This window comes from Lysinibacillus zambalensis (assembly GCF_040183165.1).
Lineage (GTDB): Bacteria > Bacillota > Bacilli > Bacillales_A > Planococcaceae > Lysinibacillus > Lysinibacillus zambalensis.
Map to the genome: position 1 here is coordinate 159777 of NZ_JBEGDG010000002.1, position 17983 is coordinate 177759.

At 33.4% G+C, this 17983-nt stretch carries 20 protein-coding genes and 2 pseudogenes; 4 read left to right on the top strand and 18 right to left on the bottom strand.

Going from position 1 to position 17983, the window contains the following annotated elements:
• Positions 1-103 precede the first annotated feature (103 nt).
• The 5 genes from ABNX05_RS03645 to ABNX05_RS03665 all read right to left on the bottom strand — a co-directional run bounded on the left by ABNX05_RS03645 (position 104) and on the right by ABNX05_RS03665 (position 4715).
• The gene (locus tag ABNX05_RS03645) at positions 104-700 is read right to left on the bottom strand and encodes a hypothetical protein (RefSeq protein WP_349658466.1); all 597 of its coding nucleotides are present in this window, start codon (positions 698-700) and stop codon (positions 104-106) included.
• 51 nt (positions 701-751) lie between these two features.
• Positions 752-1012 carry a hypothetical protein gene (locus tag ABNX05_RS03650; protein WP_349658467.1) on the bottom strand — a complete coding sequence of 87 codons (261 nt, stop codon included), beginning with the start codon at positions 1010-1012 and terminating at the stop codon, positions 752-754.
• A 529-nt stretch (positions 1013-1541) separates the two neighbouring features.
• A complete protein-coding gene (locus tag ABNX05_RS03655) occupies positions 1542-3020 on the bottom strand; it encodes an Lsa family ABC-F type ribosomal protection protein (protein WP_349658468.1) in 1479 nt (492 codons plus the stop codon).
• A gap of 553 nt (positions 3021-3573) precedes the next feature.
• Positions 3574-3930 (bottom strand): hypothetical protein, encoded by a 357-nt coding sequence (locus tag ABNX05_RS03660; protein WP_349658469.1) that lies wholly within the window; start codon positions 3928-3930, stop codon positions 3574-3576.
• Positions 3931-4124: 194 nt separating this feature from the next.
• Positions 4125-4715: an undecaprenyl-diphosphatase gene (locus tag ABNX05_RS03665; protein ID WP_349658470.1), complete on the bottom strand. Its 591-nt coding sequence runs from the start codon at positions 4713-4715 to the stop codon at positions 4125-4127.
• 301 nt (positions 4716-5016) lie between these two features.
• Between ABNX05_RS03665 and ABNX05_RS03670 the strand changes: the two genes are divergently transcribed.
• Complete coding sequence (locus ABNX05_RS03670; protein WP_349658471.1) at positions 5017-5415, top strand: glucosamine 6-phosphate synthetase; 399 nt, start codon at positions 5017-5019, stop codon at positions 5413-5415.
• A 171-nt stretch (positions 5416-5586) separates the two neighbouring features.
• Here the strand turns inward: ABNX05_RS03670 and ABNX05_RS03675 are convergent, their stop codons facing one another.
• The 4 genes from ABNX05_RS03675 to ABNX05_RS03690 all read right to left on the bottom strand — a co-directional run bounded on the left by ABNX05_RS03675 (position 5587) and on the right by ABNX05_RS03690 (position 8678).
• On the bottom strand, positions 5587-6414 hold the full coding sequence (locus ABNX05_RS03675; protein ID WP_349658472.1) for a DUF4097 family beta strand repeat-containing protein: 828 nt from the start codon (positions 6412-6414) through the stop codon (positions 5587-5589).
• Positions 6415-6659: 245 nt separating this feature from the next.
• The gene (locus tag ABNX05_RS03680) at positions 6660-6869 is read right to left on the bottom strand and encodes a hypothetical protein (protein ID WP_349658473.1); all 210 of its coding nucleotides are present in this window, start codon (positions 6867-6869) and stop codon (positions 6660-6662) included.
• A 310-nt stretch (positions 6870-7179) separates the two neighbouring features.
• Positions 7180-7710 carry a GNAT family N-acetyltransferase gene (locus ABNX05_RS03685; protein ID WP_349658474.1) on the bottom strand — a complete coding sequence of 177 codons (531 nt, stop codon included), beginning with the start codon at positions 7708-7710 and terminating at the stop codon, positions 7180-7182.
• 104 nt (positions 7711-7814) lie between these two features.
• Complete coding sequence (locus tag ABNX05_RS03690; RefSeq protein WP_349658475.1) at positions 7815-8678, bottom strand: GNAT family N-acetyltransferase; 864 nt, start codon at positions 8676-8678, stop codon at positions 7815-7817.
• Positions 8679-9150: 472 nt separating this feature from the next.
• On the opposite strand from ABNX05_RS03690, the gene ABNX05_RS03695 reads away from it, so the two are divergent.
• Positions 9151-10323 (top strand): multidrug effflux MFS transporter, encoded by a 1173-nt coding sequence (locus ABNX05_RS03695; protein ID WP_349658476.1) that lies wholly within the window; start codon positions 9151-9153, stop codon positions 10321-10323.
• 79 nt (positions 10324-10402) lie between these two features.
• Here the strand turns inward: ABNX05_RS03695 and ABNX05_RS03700 are convergent, their stop codons facing one another.
• From ABNX05_RS03700 to ABNX05_RS03720, 5 genes are all read right to left on the bottom strand, one after another.
• Complete coding sequence (locus ABNX05_RS03700) at positions 10403-10909, bottom strand: hypothetical protein (RefSeq protein WP_349658477.1); 507 nt, start codon at positions 10907-10909, stop codon at positions 10403-10405.
• A 200-nt stretch (positions 10910-11109) separates the two neighbouring features.
• Positions 11110-11685, bottom strand: coding sequence for a suppressor of fused domain protein (locus tag ABNX05_RS03705; RefSeq protein ID WP_349658478.1), 576 nt, complete (start codon positions 11683-11685; stop codon positions 11110-11112).
• Positions 11686-11770: 85 nt separating this feature from the next.
• Positions 11771-12289, bottom strand: coding sequence for a hypothetical protein (locus ABNX05_RS03710; RefSeq protein ID WP_349658479.1), 519 nt, complete (start codon positions 12287-12289; stop codon positions 11771-11773).
• A gap of 192 nt (positions 12290-12481) precedes the next feature.
• Positions 12482-12925 carry a GNAT family N-acetyltransferase gene (locus ABNX05_RS03715; protein WP_349658480.1) on the bottom strand — a complete coding sequence of 148 codons (444 nt, stop codon included), beginning with the start codon at positions 12923-12925 and terminating at the stop codon, positions 12482-12484.
• Between the two features lie 25 nt (positions 12926-12950).
• Entirely contained in the window at positions 12951-13268 is a 318-nt protein-coding gene (locus ABNX05_RS03720; protein ID WP_349658849.1) for a MazG nucleotide pyrophosphohydrolase domain-containing protein, read from the bottom strand.
• Positions 13269-13391: 123 nt separating this feature from the next.
• On the opposite strand from ABNX05_RS03720, the pseudogene ABNX05_RS03725 reads away from it, so the two are divergent.
• A pseudogene (locus ABNX05_RS03725) lies at positions 13392-13966 on the top strand (LOG family protein).
• A gap of 78 nt (positions 13967-14044) precedes the next feature.
• Here ABNX05_RS03725 and ABNX05_RS03730 read toward each other — a convergent pair.
• From ABNX05_RS03730 to ABNX05_RS03745, 4 genes and pseudogenes are all read right to left on the bottom strand, one after another.
• On the bottom strand, positions 14045-14632 hold the full coding sequence (locus ABNX05_RS03730) for a hypothetical protein (protein WP_349658481.1): 588 nt from the start codon (positions 14630-14632) through the stop codon (positions 14045-14047).
• A gap of 280 nt (positions 14633-14912) precedes the next feature.
• Entirely contained in the window at positions 14913-15653 is a 741-nt protein-coding gene (locus tag ABNX05_RS03735) for an alpha/beta hydrolase (RefSeq protein ID WP_349658482.1), read from the bottom strand.
• 291 nt (positions 15654-15944) lie between these two features.
• Positions 15945-16241: pseudogene (locus ABNX05_RS03740) on the bottom strand (HAD family hydrolase); the annotation flags it as partial.
• A gap of 15 nt (positions 16242-16256) precedes the next feature.
• On the bottom strand, positions 16257-16451 hold the full coding sequence (locus tag ABNX05_RS03745; protein ID WP_349658483.1) for a transmembrane Fragile-X-F protein: 195 nt from the start codon (positions 16449-16451) through the stop codon (positions 16257-16259).
• Positions 16452-16616: 165 nt separating this feature from the next.
• Here ABNX05_RS03745 and ABNX05_RS03750 point away from each other — a divergent pair, with 165 nt between their 5' ends.
• The gene (locus ABNX05_RS03750; RefSeq protein ID WP_349658484.1) at positions 16617-17828 is read left to right on the top strand and encodes a hypothetical protein; all 1212 of its coding nucleotides are present in this window, start codon (positions 16617-16619) and stop codon (positions 17826-17828) included.
• The last annotated feature ends 155 nt before the right edge of the window (positions 17829-17983 follow it).

Sequence of the window (17983 nt, forward strand, 5' to 3'; positions counted from 1 at the left end):
GAAAACGTCAAAAAATTTCACATCCTAACATGCAAAATTTTTTGACGTTTTTTAATTAATATTTATTTAGTTACTAGAAAAGATGCCCAATATAGACAGAGTATCAACGTATATAAAGCCCCTCAGTATTAGCTATCTTTTCAAATAGATCAAGATTTTGTTCACTATATATGATAAACGCTAATCCACCCCCTCTAAATACAATATTCTTTTCAGGTATAATGAAGAATACATCAAGATGATCCGAAACAGCTAATTTAATGAGAGAAAGTAACATAGAATAATCATCAATGTTTATTAAATTTGATTCTTCACGATTTTTTGGTAATATTTCATTCCATTCCCTCTCGTAGAATTTATAATACATTGTATCTTTATACAAAGTTAATGGTACATCATAAGAAGCATAAAATTCAGATGATCCTAACCATATCAGTTCAAAAAATTTCTCGAATTTTTCTAAGCTTTTAAAATACGAATGAAATTCCTGATTTTTTTGTTGGAAATCTTTACTTTCCAATTTATCAAAGAATACTTCTACTTGACTAAACTTTTCATTACTTTTTATTTGATAAGGATAAATATCCAGTATTTTAAGATTCTCATACTCACAAAGTTGATATAGTAATTCGTCTACTTTTTTACTATCTCTATTTTTAGCCTCTATGCCAATACGATTTACTAAATTTTCTAATGACATGCCATATACCTTCTTTCATTATTTTCTTAATACTTCACCTTTTTTTCTCCGCTAATTCCAATCATTGTACGTGTAATACTCTTCAGATATTGGCATGTAATTTGGGCAGAAATCAAGCAAATGTCGTCTTCTTTTTTCAAGGGACGTATGTGATGAAAAAACATCACATACATCACGTTTATCGTTGACTTCAATATCTTTAAGACAAAACACTTCATTATCGATATCAACAAATGGACAGAAGTTACCGTATCTACACGATTGGCAGGAAGCTATTTTTATAATCTGTAGAAGCACTTTTTGTAGATTCACAATAGCAACTTCTGTAGCATCCGATGACTTTGCTATATAACGTTAACTTTCTAAAGAAATTTCATAGTAGATACTTTCCAATTCGTCATTTTCTGATTGCTCATAAAATACTTTAGTTGGTATGACGGTAACCTTATCATCTATCAAATAATAAACGGACATTATTTTTCGATTACCAACAGTTGGTCATCCCCTTTCAATTTTCTATTCTAAATATCGAACTTCGACAAACGTTATGTATCGTAGATCTCTGTCATTTCATATGTAAATAAACCGATATTTTACAATAAATAAAAGAATCCATTTTTAAAAAAATTTGTTCAAAATGGATTCTTTTTTAAAAGGTTTTAGCTTTCATAAAGTGAAATTTTAATGAGTGGGGGTTTTCTTCATCCCCCACTCATTATTAGTTGAACGAATCGGGCATTTACGGGCAGTTTATCTCCCAACTAACTTCTTTGCTTTTACCGAATTTTGAGGTGGAGGCATAACTGCCCGTTAAAGCAGGATATACAAGTTTGATCATTTTTTACAGCGTTACCGTTTTTGTTGCAACTGTTTGTTGAAATGCTTGATCATGCTCAACAAACACCATTGTCGGATTAAATTTTTGAATAAGCTCTTCAATCTGCATGCGTGAATAAATATCAATAAAATTCAACGGTTCATCCCAAATATAGATATGCGCTTTTTCACATAAACTTTTGGCGATAAGCAGCTTTTTCTTTTGTCCACCCGAATAATGAGATATATCTTTTTCAAATTGAATTCGGTCAAAGTCCATCTTACGTAGGATAGATTTAAATAACGTTTCATCAATCCCATGCTCCTCAATAAAGTCCGATAACATTCCCTTCAAATGAGAAGTATCTTGTTGGACGTAGGAAATAATGAGGCCTGAACCTGCATACATCGAGCCTGTATGCTGTAACGGATCTCCTTGAATGAGTTTAAGGATACTACTTTTTCCGCTTCCATTCTTTCCATCAAGCACAATTCGGTCACCTTGTTCTAGTTTAAAGCTTATTGGCTTATTCACTATTTGGTTATCGTACTGAACAGACACATCTGCCAAAACAATCAATTCATTTGAATGAAACGCTAATGACTCTAATTTTAATGACTCGGTTTTTTCCACATTTTTTAGCAGTTTTGACTTTTCCTCAATAGCTTTTTGTTGCCTTGATTCAAGGTTTTTTGCTCTCTTCATCATCTTCGCTGCTTTATGCCCTACAAAACCTTTGTCTAACTTAGAGCCTGAATTCGTTGTTCCATTTTTGGAAGCTTCCACTTGATTAGACCAACCGGATGTACGCTTTGAAGACTGTTTTAATCGCCCTATGTCCTTTTGTAGACGCTCATTAGTTGCCTCTTCGTGTTCCTGCTGTCGATCAAAATTCAGCTTCCAAGAAGAATAATTACCACTTTGAACTTCAATATTTGCCCTATTTATAGATAAAATATGATCAACACAGCCATCTAAAAAGTTTCGGTCATGTGAAATTAAAATAAATCCTTTTTTCTTCCTTAAATATTCAGAGACTATCTTTCGCGCTTCCGTATCTAGATGGTTGGTTGGCTCATCAATTAATAGAAATTGTCCCTCTGTTAAAAAAAGTGCAGCAAGCAACACCTTTGTCTGTTCTCCATTTGATAATGTATTAAAAGGTCGATACATGACCTCGGCATCAACGTCTAAATAGGATATTTCACGAAGAATTTCCCAATCTTCTGCTTGGGGGCAAATTTCTTCCATGATTTCATGCGTATACTTGTTTTTATCCGAAACCGGATAAGGGAAATAATTAAATTCGACCGAAGAATTGATTTTCCCACTATACTCATAATTCCCTAATAATAAATTAAAGAATGTTGTTTTTCCCCGTCCATTTCTACCGATAAATCCAAGTTTCCAATCCGTATCTATTTGAAAGCTTACATTTTCAAAAATATTATCAAAGCTGCTTGGATAAGAAAAAGTTAAATTTTGAACTTGTATCATTGACATGATAAATCCTCCTTTGTATATCAACACTTTTTACTTTTTATACAAAGTCGGCATATCCATCCATTCTAAATTTCTCCGCATAAGTTTGATGGATATTAACGACTTGTACGGAGTAATACATGCGTAACCAGAGTATCTGAATCGCCCATCTCTCTCTCCCCTTATCGATTAGATTCTTTATGAGAGAATAAAAAAATCCTCCCAATTTGTAATTGGAAGGATTAGTCTTTCACTGATCGTAAATAGTTCCTTAATTGTCATCCGAAACATGACAAATAAAGTATAAACTGATTTATAAAAATGGACAGACTAATCCTATATTTTGTAATTTGAAGTTTGAAGTTGTTCATTTCAAATAAAAATATAGTTTAGTTAATCATCGTCCATTCATCAGTCCTCTCATAATTTGTATTTTTATTTTACCAAATTTTTTTATGAAATACAATTCTGCATCGATATCAATGCAAAATTGACTTCTAATGGTCAACTGACAGTAAAATTTAGTGAAGTCTCCCCAATCTATATACCTATCCCTTCAATCTTTTTTCGATTTTTAATGGCATTCGAATAACACCAAAATAGGAGTTCCCTTTTCGCCTTCCCAAAGCTCAACAAAAAAACAGTACCCTTTAGGGAAATCATTTAGATACGCTTCATCATCAAGGCTGATATTATATTTATATTTTGTATTCCATTCATACTTAATATCATTAATCGACAGTAGCTCTAATTTGCTTGTTTGTTCTGTTTGATAGTTACAGATAAATATCATTTCTACTAATCCATTAAAAACCATTTGTTCAAGTTCCTGTAACGTAGGAGTATTAGGGTAAACTTTACTTGAAACTATTGCATCATCGTTAAAAATCTGATTTTTGTCTTTGTCTATGAAATGGCCTTTTCTTCTCACAATATTCATCCCTTTTCGTTTGTTGTGCTTTCATTACTTCGCTATCGAACATTAAAGTCTAACCTACCCTATCTTTACACCAGTCTTTACTTCTAGCTCAAATTTTATATTATTAAAATAAGAGCATGCTTTTCTAGTAAATAAAAAACATACTCTTAAAAAATTTTAAAACAACTATTTTCCTGACACAGATCTTAATGGCCGAATTTTGCTAAAAAAGGGATACGTTTCGTTAGTCTATTATAGATATTAAATAGGATTTGTACGAACGGCTCCAATTTTTTTGAAGACTTCATAATGACTATACTTGCCCCAAATGACAAAAGGGCTCCGCCAATCACGTCCGCTGGGTAATGAACGCCGACATAGATACGGGAAATACCTACTAGGATAGCCCATACTAAAACAGGATACTTCCACGAGTCTTTTCGTAAAAGCAACGTACATGCTACAGCGAATACTAATACGGAATGATCGCTTACAAACGAAGAATCATTAGCATGTGGTACTAATTGATGAACACTATATGTGATGAATGGTCGTGCATGATAGTAGAACATGTGAATGAGTGCGTTTAGACCCAATCCAAGTAAACATGTAAATACAATGTATATAGCAGTATATTGTTTTTCTACCCTTTTTTCCTTGTTTGCAGTAAACCATAAAAACAACATAAATACGATTACGACATAAGGAACGCTATCGGTAATAAAAATCATCCCTTTATCCAGAAAAGGATAGCGCCCCGCTATATCATTAATCCATTGAAATAGTCCATAATTCATTTTGTAAATCTCCTTGCATTTAATTTCTCGGTGTTCATTTTGTCATGTAACAAGTTCTGTCTTTTCAGGTGCTTAATGCTGACATAATCCAAGTTGAATACCTACATACGCTCATAAAAGACGTCATTATAAGCCTCATAGTTTCCAATAAATATTTAGAAATAAAAAAACATTTATCAACAAACAACAGACAAAACGGCGTATTCTACAATAATAACTCTTAGACTAGAAAATATTATTGTAAGCTAGCAAAAATCAGTATAAAGATGATAAAATATTCTCATAAAGGGGGCTTTCAAATATGGGGAAATTAAGCAAAAGGAACATTCTGTGGATTGTGCCAATCGGGATTTTAGGGGTATTCTGGTATTTTTACGGTCCACAAAAGGACATTACAGATAATGAATATATTACATATGTTAAAAACTATTCATTCGAAAATAGTAATAAGACGTTAGAATCTGGCTTTGCCAACACTTGTAAAAATCCATATTGGGTATATTTTAAAACTCAAAAAGGACAGGACGTTGTAGAATTTAAAGGAGATTGTCCTGTCAATCAAAAAGTTGCAAAAGTGAATGTTCAATTTTTAGTTGATCGGGATATGACAAATGTGAGATACGGTGCAATGCTCGTTGAGAATAAAATGCAGGAAGAAGCGGATCGAGACAAGTTCATGCTCGCATTAATAAGTAAATAGTTCAATTATAAACTGAAAGAAAGTAAAAGCTCTCGTTTCATAAGAAAAGAGAGCTTCTTTTATTAAATTGAAGGATAGGATGGTCGATCTGACAGTTAGCACCTTTCCCTCCCAACTTCAAGGTGGCGTATTACAGCCCGTTAATTTGGGATAAAATATTATTGAAGCATCTCATTCAACAGTGAAATTCCCAGAATTAGTTTTAACATTTATTGTATTAATACCATCCCCAATAATCCCAATAGCACTATTTTTTCCTTTGTCTTCATACATAATATTTTTCAACTTTATAACTGGCTTCCCGGAATCTCCTTTAAAATCTATTTTGAGAGATTTAGGATCTTGTCTGAAAGTTGTTTGGATATCTCCGCTTGTTGTAACTACATCTAATGAATTCATCGTTTCTTCTATTATCATTGAAACATGTCCAGATTTTGTGTTTATCATCCCACTTGGTGAAAACAACTCATCTATTTCTACATTTCCACTATTAGATCTCATTGAAATTTGGTCATTAGCTTTGGCCCTTTTAATAACTTGATCTCCAGATGTAGTTTGTATATTAATACTATCAGCTATTACGCTTCCTATATCAATATCACCAGAAGTTGTATGTATCAACAATTCTCTATAAGCTCTTTCAGGTAAACTAACTTGTAAGGTAACATCCTTTTCACTTCCTAATTTGATACCTATACTGTTTACATTTGTTAAGTATGAAACTTTCAGCAATCCTCCTTCTTTTTCTATATTTAACTGATATTTATCTTTAAGATCCTTTTGAATTTCCCCTTCTAACTTCACTGTCATATCTTTTGTCGCGCTCGGTATAATTTTAATATCAGCAGCTGTAGTTTCGAAATTAATATCTTTAATAGTATCGATCTCAATCTCTTTTTCTTCTTGAACAGATGTTACTTTGGCAAAACAGGGTCCTATAAACGAGTAACCTATTATTGCAGCTATACAAATCAATATACCGCCAACAACTTTTTTCATTATTCTTACCTCCTAAAATAACATTTAAATACACAATCTCTAAGGTCATGTATTCTCCCCTTTTAAACTGCTTTAATTTTATCGATCAAAAGCGTCTTTTCTCTTACCTATTTCTTACAAAAACCTTAATTTTCCAATATAATTAAATAATCGGGTATGAAATGCATTTAATTCTGAAAAAAAGCTACTATTCGCAACAAAAAAACTCATGCAATTCATTACCTTTTGCATGAGTTTTATTTTGTTTATTTTACGGACTGGATAATGTTTAGCTCAAGTATTCGAATTTCCTTATTTAGCTTAGTAATAGCTGCTTCTATTTGTTCAAAGCTTTCTAAATGACTTTTATCGACATTTTGTGTGGGTAGCGCTCCCTTTAACGCTGCCTGCCCTGCATATAGAATTTCAAGTAAATCCAACTTTTCAAAATAAGCTGTGCTATATTGTATCTCCATTCTATCAAAGCCCCTTACTGTTACTTTTTCACTACTAATAACACGATGCCTTTATTAGCACTATAACCGAAAAAAGCAAGCACAAAACCACATCTTAGTCATCATTTACTAACCAATAAAATGCATATCAATAATGCAAATATATTTACATAGGTTAAAAGATTTATTATTAATAAAGCTGCACTTTAATCAGTAGGGTTTTCCTCATTCCCCAATCATTATCAATTGAACGAATCAGGCTTTTACGGGACGTTTATCCCCCACCCATTTTTTCGCTTTTGCCGAATTTTGAGGTGGAAGAAGTGATCCCTTAAATATTGTTTAAAATGGAATAGACAAATGTATCGTGTGCCAGCCCGTTTTGATACATATAATCTCTAAGAATTCCTTCCTTTTGAAAGCCTATTTTAGTTAGCAGCTTATTCGAGGCTTCATTTTCAATAAATACAACAGCACCTATACGAGTTAGCCCCATATTTTGAAAGCCATACGACACAATTTCGGTAACCGCTTCTTGCGTATATCCTTTTCGCCAATAATCAGGATGAATTTCATAACCGATTTCTGCTCGTCTATGTATAGGCGACCAGGCATGAAAACCAATTGTCCCGATTATACCCTTTTCTCCCTTCCTCTCAATGCCCCATCTTATTCCTCTTTTTGCGGCAAAGTTTTTTGAAAATAAGTCCACTAAATCTTCTGCTTGTTGTAACTCTATAAATGGTTCTTGTCCGTAATAGCGGGTAACTTCTTCATTAGAAAAGCAATTGAAGAGGCTTTGCGCATCATCCTGCGTCAGCTCTCTTAAAATAAGTCTTTCGGTCTCTAAATTTGGAAACACAAACTTCTCCCCCTTTAATTACATTTATTCTCCACACTCCCGTTAAAATCCTTTAATACAAAAAAAGCACACCATAAAACGTGTGCTCACTTTGTTTATATGTTTTATCCAAAAATTTGTGCAGCTATAGCAAATAGTGTATCATTTCTAGTCGGCATTTTTTCAGTATGTAGAATCATCACTGGAGGTTTATTTACCTCTGTAAAACCACTTTGCTCTAACCATTTTAGAAATTTAGCATGACCGGATGGTACATCAATTCTTAATTTTCCATTATGATCCTTCGCTAATGTATTAATGATGAGACTTGCTGTTAGAGAATCAGGCGCAATAATAGGGCCTAAAATTAGATTAAGTGGTCCTAAAATGGATAATCCAAAGCCTATAATTTCCCCATGAGAATCTTTCATAACGATACATTGCTTCGATTGTTTTATTCTATTCTGTAGAAAATTACTTCTTTTAACTCCAAAGGCTACTGCATCTAAGCTGACTATATCGGCAAAATTTTGCTCATGAAAATCTTCAATTGTATACTCGTTACAGGCTAGGTTTTTGTCACTGAAAAAGTTGTTACTCAGATATTTATGTACATAATCAACAGTGGCAAAGCCCATTTTCTTATATAACGGTACACCCTCTTCCGTTGCGACGAGCATAATTGCCGTATGTTCTGAAACACTTTCAATACATTTTTGAGTAGCTACTTTCCCAAGGCCAAGCCCTCTGTAATTTTCATGCACAATAACCATGCCTATAGAAGCTACATTTGAATCATATCTGATAATGGCCGCACTTGAAACAATTTCCCCCTCAGCATTTTTATGCCCAAATATTTCACCAGACTTCATCACTGTTCTAATTTCAAATTCATCGTAATCCCACCCGACAGAGTTAGATAGTGCGATTAATCCTGTAATATCATTTTCTTCGAATACTACTAAATGTAATTGATTAAATGTAGTCATTTTCCCTCTCCCAATAAAGAACGTTTGTTTCTATTTTATATGTATACCCTTTTATGCACAAGTTTAAATTTTTTAAAAATTTAGATTCGTCAACAAAAGTTAGAAATGACATTTTTAAACGTTGTAATTTGAAAAGGTCAAGGAAGCTTTATTCTGTTTGAAAGCAAAGCGGCAGCGAATGTTTTATCTGTGCGAAAGCGTAGCGACAGCAACGACAAAGCGCCCAGCCGGAACGGAAATCAACCACAAGGTATGGTATAGAACCTAAATATTGAAATTATTTCTATATATGCCTTTTAAAAATTACAATTAACTATATAATAGAAGCTAGACTATGCACTCCTACTTTTAGCATATATAGGTGATTGAATATGACATCTTATGAACGAATACTTATAATGGTCCCGCCGTTTCCCTAGCTACGTCTACTCTTTTCTAAAGAAGTAGAATTTGCTTGTAGGAGGGCAATAAGTTGAAAAAACATGTAGCACCATCTTTGTTATTAATGATTGTTCTTGTAGCTTTTCCACAGATTAGCGAGACAATCTATACACCATCTCTACCTGATATTTCAGATGCATTAAATGCTTCAAATCGCTCTGTACAGTTAACTTTAAGTATTTATTTTATAGGGTTTGCTATCGGTGTCTTTTGTTGGGGATGGCTTTCTGATTTTATTGGACGAAGACCGGCCATGCTAGGCGGTTTAATATTTTATGGTATTGGAAGTTTCATGTGTTTTTACGCAGAAACGATCACTTTTCTATTAGTAAGTAGATTTATTCAAGCTTTTGGGGCATCGACAGGCTCCATTATTACGCAAACCATTTTGCGAGAAAGTGTATCCGGCAGTAAAAGACATGCGATGTTTGCGCAAATTTCTGCAGTCATTGCATTTACTCCTGCTGTAGGGCCGCTGATTGGTGGTTGGGTCGATCAAGCACTTGGTTTTAGAGCTGTTTTCTTTGTACTCGTTGCGATGAGTATTTTGTTGTTTATCTATGCTTATTTCAGACTTCCTGAAACAACAGAACAATCAACTAGAAAAAGAACGGCTATTTTTCCAGTTGTAAAACGAATGATTTCATCTCCACGGGTTCTTGTCTTTGGGTTACTAATTGGTGGGATAAATGGTGTGTTATTCAGTTACTATGCTGAAGCTCCTTTTATCTTTATTGACCACTTCAATTTATTCCCTGGACTTTATGGATTTCTTGGTATAATTGTGGCTCTCGCCTCTATTATCGGTGCCATGATTTCTAAACGACTAGTCAACAAATATCAGCCAGAAAAAGTTATTCATCTCGGTTGTTTGGTCATGACTGTCGGCGCTTTATTACTACTAATCGTTAGTACATTACCATTGCCTACTATCGTCTTACTAATAGGCATGTTAGTGACCATTTTTATTACATTATTAGGATCAGGAATTGCTCTACCTAATTGCCTAAGCCTTGCGCTTGTCAACTTTCAGGACGTTATCGGGACAGCTGGCGCGATTTTCAGCTTAGGCTATTACTTACTCGTAAGCTGCATAACATCAGGTATGAGTTTCCTGCATACTGGTTCTTTGATAATTATGCCACTATATTTCTTCATCTTAACGATGATTCTTTTCATATTCGGAAGAAAATTTATTGATTAAACTATTGTAGCGGGAATATATAAATCAATAGCGCTTCCTTTACTGGCCACCCTATATATCTATTAGGGTGGCCTTTTATTTACTGAAAATAATAATTGACTACCTCTTCAGCCGAATGAAAAATAATATTGCTTTGCGTTTTATAAATAAACTTTGGTGAAGTACAAGCTTTTTCAAGACTTTTTGCGTACTTTAATGTATCGGTCATTTGCTCGATAATCTCAGAATAGCCATCAAGGTTATTAGAGATCTTTGGCATCATTGTATCGGAAACGTCTAAAACAAGGGAAACTTGATCCTCCGCATAACTATTCAAATTAATGAAAAAGCACTCTTCCAAATCTTTCGAATGCTTGTCAACATTAATAACTGCTTCATTATAATTTGCGATTAGTCCAGTAGATGTCACTGTAATGGTAAAGCCTTGTTCAGTTAATTTTTTATTAATGGCATCTAACAATGTATTGACTTCCGCATCCATTTTAGGTGTTACAGTTGTCTGTATTAAATTATCACAATTTTGATGAAGCGTATCAATTTCTGCCTGCTTATCTACAAGTAATTTAAAGTTTGATATCGAATACACACTAAATCTCCCCTTTATTATAAGGTTGACATTAGCGCGTTTTTTTAGTCATCATTCAACCATATATTTTTCAGATCAATCATCTGAAAGAAGAGATTACAAATGCCCTTAAATTCTTTAATAATGGGTGTTTTTTCAAATTATTGCTTCTGGTTTGTCTATCTTATTCAAATAAAGCTCCACGTTAGTTCAATTAGAATTTAAATTATTGAATTTCGCTCTAAGTCAAACACGTTGATTTGTTTCTCTTCGAATATATCTTCTAAAGTCTTAACTCCAAATTTATCTGCATAACTTTTTTCTTCTTCTGAGATGGGGATAATCATTAACCATGTAACTTGTTTTTTTTCGAAATTTACTGTTTGCAATTTATCTTTCCATAAAAATGGACTTGTAAATAAAATATGTTTCATAGAACTATTTGGCATATACATATTAACTACGTCTTTATATATTGCACCAGGATGGCATTCAAATTTAGAATTAATTATATTAAACGCACACGTACCAAGTATGTTAGGAAAGCATTCAAAATCACTTGCACCTACCAATTCAACTCTTAACGGTAGTTCATTGTTTTCATAACCAATCGAAAAATCAGAAAGACCAATTGTAGAAAATGACATTACATCATCAGCAAATTTAATGTATTTAGATGAAAGAATATCTATTGAACTTTCGTTATTTTTATCCCAATATTTAAAAACTTTAGATTTACCCCCAAATGCTTTCAGTGCTAATTGAGCAATTTGTTTGTTTTCTATTGATATGCTCACCAAAATCCCCTAATTCTTTATGTTTTTCCCACTTTATTGCACATTCTTATTCAACTTACCTGCACCGTTCGTTGAAAAACACTCCTCAATGGTGTGACCTTTCATAAAAAGTCACAAACAAATCAAAGTTATGTATATATTCTACGTATAGATTATGAAATTGAATTTTCAGTTCCTGTCTGGACAAGTACTTGTCATTTTTTAATTGAGTAATATTATCTTCTAATGATAATAGAGTTTTTATATTATTAACCAAATAATCTCTTTCTTCACTTGTATAATTCACTTGAACAACAAGTTCTAACAAAACCTCTCGAACTTGTTTTACATCTAAAAGCATCTTGTCTAATTTCATTGCATCAAATGGGATAGAATCTTTACTCATTAACCAATCTTGTTCAAAAATAGGCAGTACATATTGTGTTCGGTTTATCGTAAGATTTGGATATTCGTTATCTATATCTGCATTTAAATCTTTTTGATAGGATTCTTTAAACTCACTGAGGATTGCTTCATAGCTTTTACCGCTATATAAAACCCTATCTGGATGGTAGGCATAACTTTTTTTTACACTGAAAGAGGAGTATGGATAAAACCAAGTCATTAAAGAAATAAAACCAATAGTTATTACAACGAATCCTCCTAATACCCAACTGATTCTTTTACCTTTTATACTAATATAAACCCGCTCCCTATTTTCTATAATTTCTATGCTTCGTTAGCTTATAACAAACCTTGCAATCTTTATGTATTCAAGGGGGCTCTTTTTCATTTGACACCCCCCATATTAAAGAAGTTAAATCAGTGTTTTTACCATGGTAAAATAGCTACTGCCAGGAGGATAATCTTTTATTTCTCCTACTACTTGATAACCCCTTGCTTCATAAAACGTACGTGCTTGAAAATCATAGGTAGTTAACAATGCCTTCGTAGCCCCCATTTGCTTGGCTGTTTCTTCAGCTTTCGCTAGTAGCTGTCCTCCAATACCTTTTCCACGGAATTCTTGACTAAACCAAAACTTATTGATTTCTACCCACCCCCAATAAACCTCAGCAGTGATACCGCCAATCCATTGCTGTTGAAAATCGGTTACGATTATATTCAACGGACGAACAGAACCTTTTTTTCTACTTTCTTTATGATACGGTGAATGTTCATCGTTGTACTCTCTAATCTTTGTATTTAAAAACGTAGTAAAATCATCGTTATTTTCTAATAAAATCTCTACTTGATAATCCATATCTTTCCCCTTTCCATATGTATCTCTATGCTTTATAACGCTCCATTAGCTTATCCTGATGAGCTGAAAAAATTTCTTCAAGTGAAATATCATATTTATTAGCAATCACGATAATATTCCCTAAAACATCTCCAAGCTCCTCTACTAATTCTTGCTTATTTTCTTCATAGGATTGAATCTTTTCATCTGGTCGATCCCTACCAATTTCCAACGCTCGTATAGCTCTTGCTACTTCCCCAGTTTCTTCAGCTAGAAAGCCAATACGCGTAAAAATACTTAAATCAGACCAACCACGAGCATCATAGTAATCTTTCACGAATTTTTGAAACTGATTTAATCCCATTTCCATTTCCTCCATTTCATTCCTCTTATAATTAAATTATACTATAAAAGTGAATCGGTGAAGTTTTTAATCCCCACTTCACTAACCGTTATTGCGGAAAAACTCAGATATGGAGGAACCATTATGAATAGTATTGCAGTATTTTGCGGATCGAGCATCGGCGCTTCTGAAGCATATAAAGAAGGGGCTATTCTTCTAGGAAAAGAACTAGTAAAACGGAATATTACGTTAATTTATGGCGGAGCGAGTGTTGGTGTGATGGGTACAGTAGCTGACACGGTTCTTCGTGAAGGGGGCAAGGTCATTGGGGTTATTCCGACGTTGTTAGAGGAGCGTGAAATTTCTCATAAGCATTTAACAGAGCTAATTGTCGTCAATTCAATGCATGAACGTAAAAGCAAAATGATGGAACTAGCTGACGGCTTTATTGCTTTACCTGGAGGACCTGGTACGCTAGAAGAATTATTCGAAGTATTCACTTGGAATCAAATCGGTCTTCTGCAAAAGCCTTGTGGTATTTTAAATATCAATCATTATTATGATTTACTCATTGGGTTATTTGACCATATGCAAAACGAACAATTTTTCAAGCCCAATCTAGAAATGCCCTACTTGTAGATGAAGAAGTTGCGGCTCTACTAGATAAATGTGCAGCCTATGTTCCTCCTGCAGTCAAAACATATCAAACAAATAAATGAGCTAAGAGGATATTGTATGAATTCTATTAAAAATTCATTACTACCTTACATACTCAAAAAACAGCTGAACATATGCATTCAGCTGTTTTTCATGTTGTTGACTCTAAATTCAACTTGTGCTTTTAGTTTATATTCTTTCTTCTGTTTCGTTTCCTCGTTAGCGATAACATTAAAGTCAGCAATACCATTTACAACATATTGTCCCTCTGGAAATTCCTGATTCATAATTCGCTTCATAAATTCGATATATTCTTTTTTGTCCTGCGAACCGTAACCGCCACTCCCCCTATATTCTGTACGAAGTGGTTCTCCTTTAAAAATAACTGTACTTAATGCCGGTTCCTCCATACGGTAACTAATTTCATAATTTCGTGTCGTCTCCACCATCGGAAAATAAAATGGCGAAGCAGCATGAGATATTTTAACCTCTTCCTTATCACCTATATATTCTAGTTCTGCATATATTTTTAAAGGTTCATTCTCACCATACTCAGCTTTTTCTGTTACAAGTCGGTAAACAAAGTCTCCCTCAGTGACTTCCGCATTCATTCCCAAGTTTTCGGTATTAAGCGTTGCATTATCAACCTTTTTGTCATTGTTTTGTTGGCAGCCAAATAAACCCATTGAAAAAAACATTAAGGACAAAATCAAACTAATTTTTTTCATTTTCATCACTTTCCCTTATTGAATCAAGATGCGTTTTATTGCACATGTGTCCTTCTATCTTAAACTGCAACGTTAGTTTAAGTACATTTCTTAACAATCGTCAAATCAATTTTAACATACATATCCAACATAAAAATCACCTCTAAGAATAACTAGCGAGGTGATTTCAATCAAACTGTGATCAATCTTTTTTACAAAGCTTAATAGGCACATACATACACAAATATTAAAAAGGAACAGCGTTACTCCTTCTTAACTGTTAGTTAAAGTTTCATTAAAACTACCAAGTTAAATCATTTAAGAATGTAAGAATATCTTTGTTCACGTCGTTAATGTCCGTACCTATTGTCATTAAATGTTTAGAGTTCGGATACCCCTTTATTGTTTTATGATTCGTTGCAACGTTTTGAAAAATCACCTCTGCACTCTCTTTATACAACAGCTCATCTAATTCACCATATAATATACGAATTGGTGAGGTTACAAGTGCTAATTTATCCATCGTTGTACTAATTAGCTGTTGGAACTCAACTAATGAATCGATCGACATATTTTGAAGAAGTTTCATTTCTAAATTTATTTGCTCTTCATTTTTCCCTTCAAGTTGTTTGTATCCTTTTGCATAATGAAAGACACGCTTCTGTAGAAAAGCAGCTTCCCTGTTTGTTGGCACTGACATTGTCACAACACCATTAATCTCCAACTCTTGACCAACTTTTAATGCAAACACACCACCGAGAGAAAGACCAATCACAGCTATTTTTTCAAAACCTTCATTCTTCAACAACTGGTAACCGTTTAGGACATCTTGCCACCAATCTGATGGTCTAAATGTGAGAAGTTCTTCTGCTGTTAAACCATGCCCAGTATATAATGGTGCGTAGCAAGAATAATTGTTCTTTTGTAAATACTTCCCTAACTTTTTCATATCAATAGTATTGCTAGTAAAAGAATGTAAAAGTAAAACGGCCTTCTCTTCACCTTTATAGAAAAAAGGCTTAGGGGGTACTATTTTCATCATTATTTTAATACCTCACTAACTTATTCTTTGGCTTTAATTAAAAAGCTGAACATCGAATTTTTAAAATTCCATGAAAGTATAACATCCAATCGTTTTGTTTTTAGCACTTACTTTTCATGGCAGTAGCTCTTCTGTGAAATAATCTAATACTTTACAGCCAGCACCTTAAGCAACGATATTGTATGCTGTAGTTGATTTTATAATCTGGACATTACTAGTAGGATAGTGCATTAGTCGATTTCCATTCGTTATCATACCAAGTTTTAGGCCCTGCTTTTTCAAATTGCGCTACATACTATTCAAATGTTCAAATGGAACACAATGATTTTTAAATTCCTGTAAGTAATCCTCTAACATCTCTTCCGAAGACAACATGATAGAATATTCTTTGATTAATTGCTGATAGACTTTATCTTTCCATACATATCCATGATTATCGAACTCAATAAAGCGATGAACATAATTTTCTTTTAAAATATGAGATAGATGTGGTATTAAACGCTCGTATTGCTGATCTATAAATGAGCGAACAGAACTATCTCGATTTAGCAATGTTCCATCTAAATCAAAAATCACAGCTTTAATCATTAGTATCCATCTCCTTTATTTAATTCCTCGACTACGTTTTTTCACTGCCACTACGGCTATTAACACCATTACTAACTTCATCACCAAAATCAATGCATACACGCTAAAAGATATAATCGCTGGCAAAAGAACTAACCACCATGACCATGCAATCACACCCGAAAGTTTTAATACTACAAAGACAATTGTTAAAACTTCAGCAATTCCCAAGTTCGCACCACCTATCAAATTGGAATATAAAATAATAGATATCTAAATTTCGCCATTCAATTTAATTGTTATACAACCATTTAAGCACTTATATGGAACGTTTTAAACTTTTAAACTTCTTTCAAAACATGACGAAACTTTTTCATTTGGAAATTCGTCTAAATATTGGAAATTTCAATTTCCAAATTAAAAAAGGGAGATATAATCATGAAAAAACCAATTAAAAAATCTTGGATGATTGCTTCAGCACTAACAATAGGAATGGCTGTTCTAACGCCTCTACAAGCAGGAGCTACTTCAGTAAAACCAACAAATGGTGTTACTGTTCAAATCGAACAACAAATTACAGGAACGATTACAGGCTTTAACATTGACGGATCCGGGGTTTACTTAAAAGGTAGAGACGGTAAAAACTACTATATCAGTTTTTATAAATTCTCTAAAGAACAACGAGAAAAAATGAACTTAGTAGAAGGACAGGAAATTACAGTTGAAGGCGGTGTAGTAGAGAGTCATACAGACTTTTACACTTTCGAAGTGTATAAAAATGAGAAATTGCCTAAAGAAGTAACCAATGAAGATCTAACAAAATTAGAGAAAATGTTTAATGAAGTTGCAAAGTTGGAAAAAAATCTGGAGGCTGAAATGGGTGAATTAACACGAGAAGAGTTTGACAAAAAATTTGAAGAAATCACAAAAATTTATGAAGCTATGTATAAAATCGAAAGGCCATATACGATAGCTAGTTGGCAGCCTCAACCATTTGAAGAGTATCTAGAAATTTACGGACTTAGTAAAAAAAATATAATTATTGCAGAAAATGATAAAAAAGAGCTCAAAGCTATTTATGAAGAGTGGGTAGAACTTGAAAAAGATGTTCAAATAGATGAGGCTAATAAAAAAATGGAAAAATTCCACAAAATCCTCAAACCATATTATGACCAACTATATCCACTTCCAACATTTGAAGAATACATTGGAGGCATTAAATTAGATATCTCTGCTGAAGATTTAGCGAAACTAAAAACTATTTATGAGGATATCCGAAAAGCAAAAGGAGATGACAATGACAATTACAAATTAACTAGAAAACTTTGGGATGAATTCTATAACATCATTGATCAGTTTAGTATACTTCCAACGTTTGAAAAATACATGGCTGTTTATCAATTCAAAGTTAATAAAGCGGATAGAAAGCATTTAAAACAGCTTTATGAAGAAATCTTAAAGCTTGATAAAAAAGAAGAACAAGCGAAAATAAAAGAGAAATGGGAAGCATTCAATACTATTTTAGAGCCATATATTAAAGCAAATAAAGATATTCTAATCTCAGCTTCTAAACTAACAATTAATGGCCAAGAATTCCTACCACATTAAGCAAAAGAATCGGGAGTCCCAGCAATCATTAACATGACTGTTGGGATCCCCTTTTTTGTTGATGCCACAATGAAAGAACTTCCTTTAAACCTTCCTTCCATAAATATGATAGATTCCCCCTTCTCCTTCGATGCATCCATAGGCAGGTGGTGAAA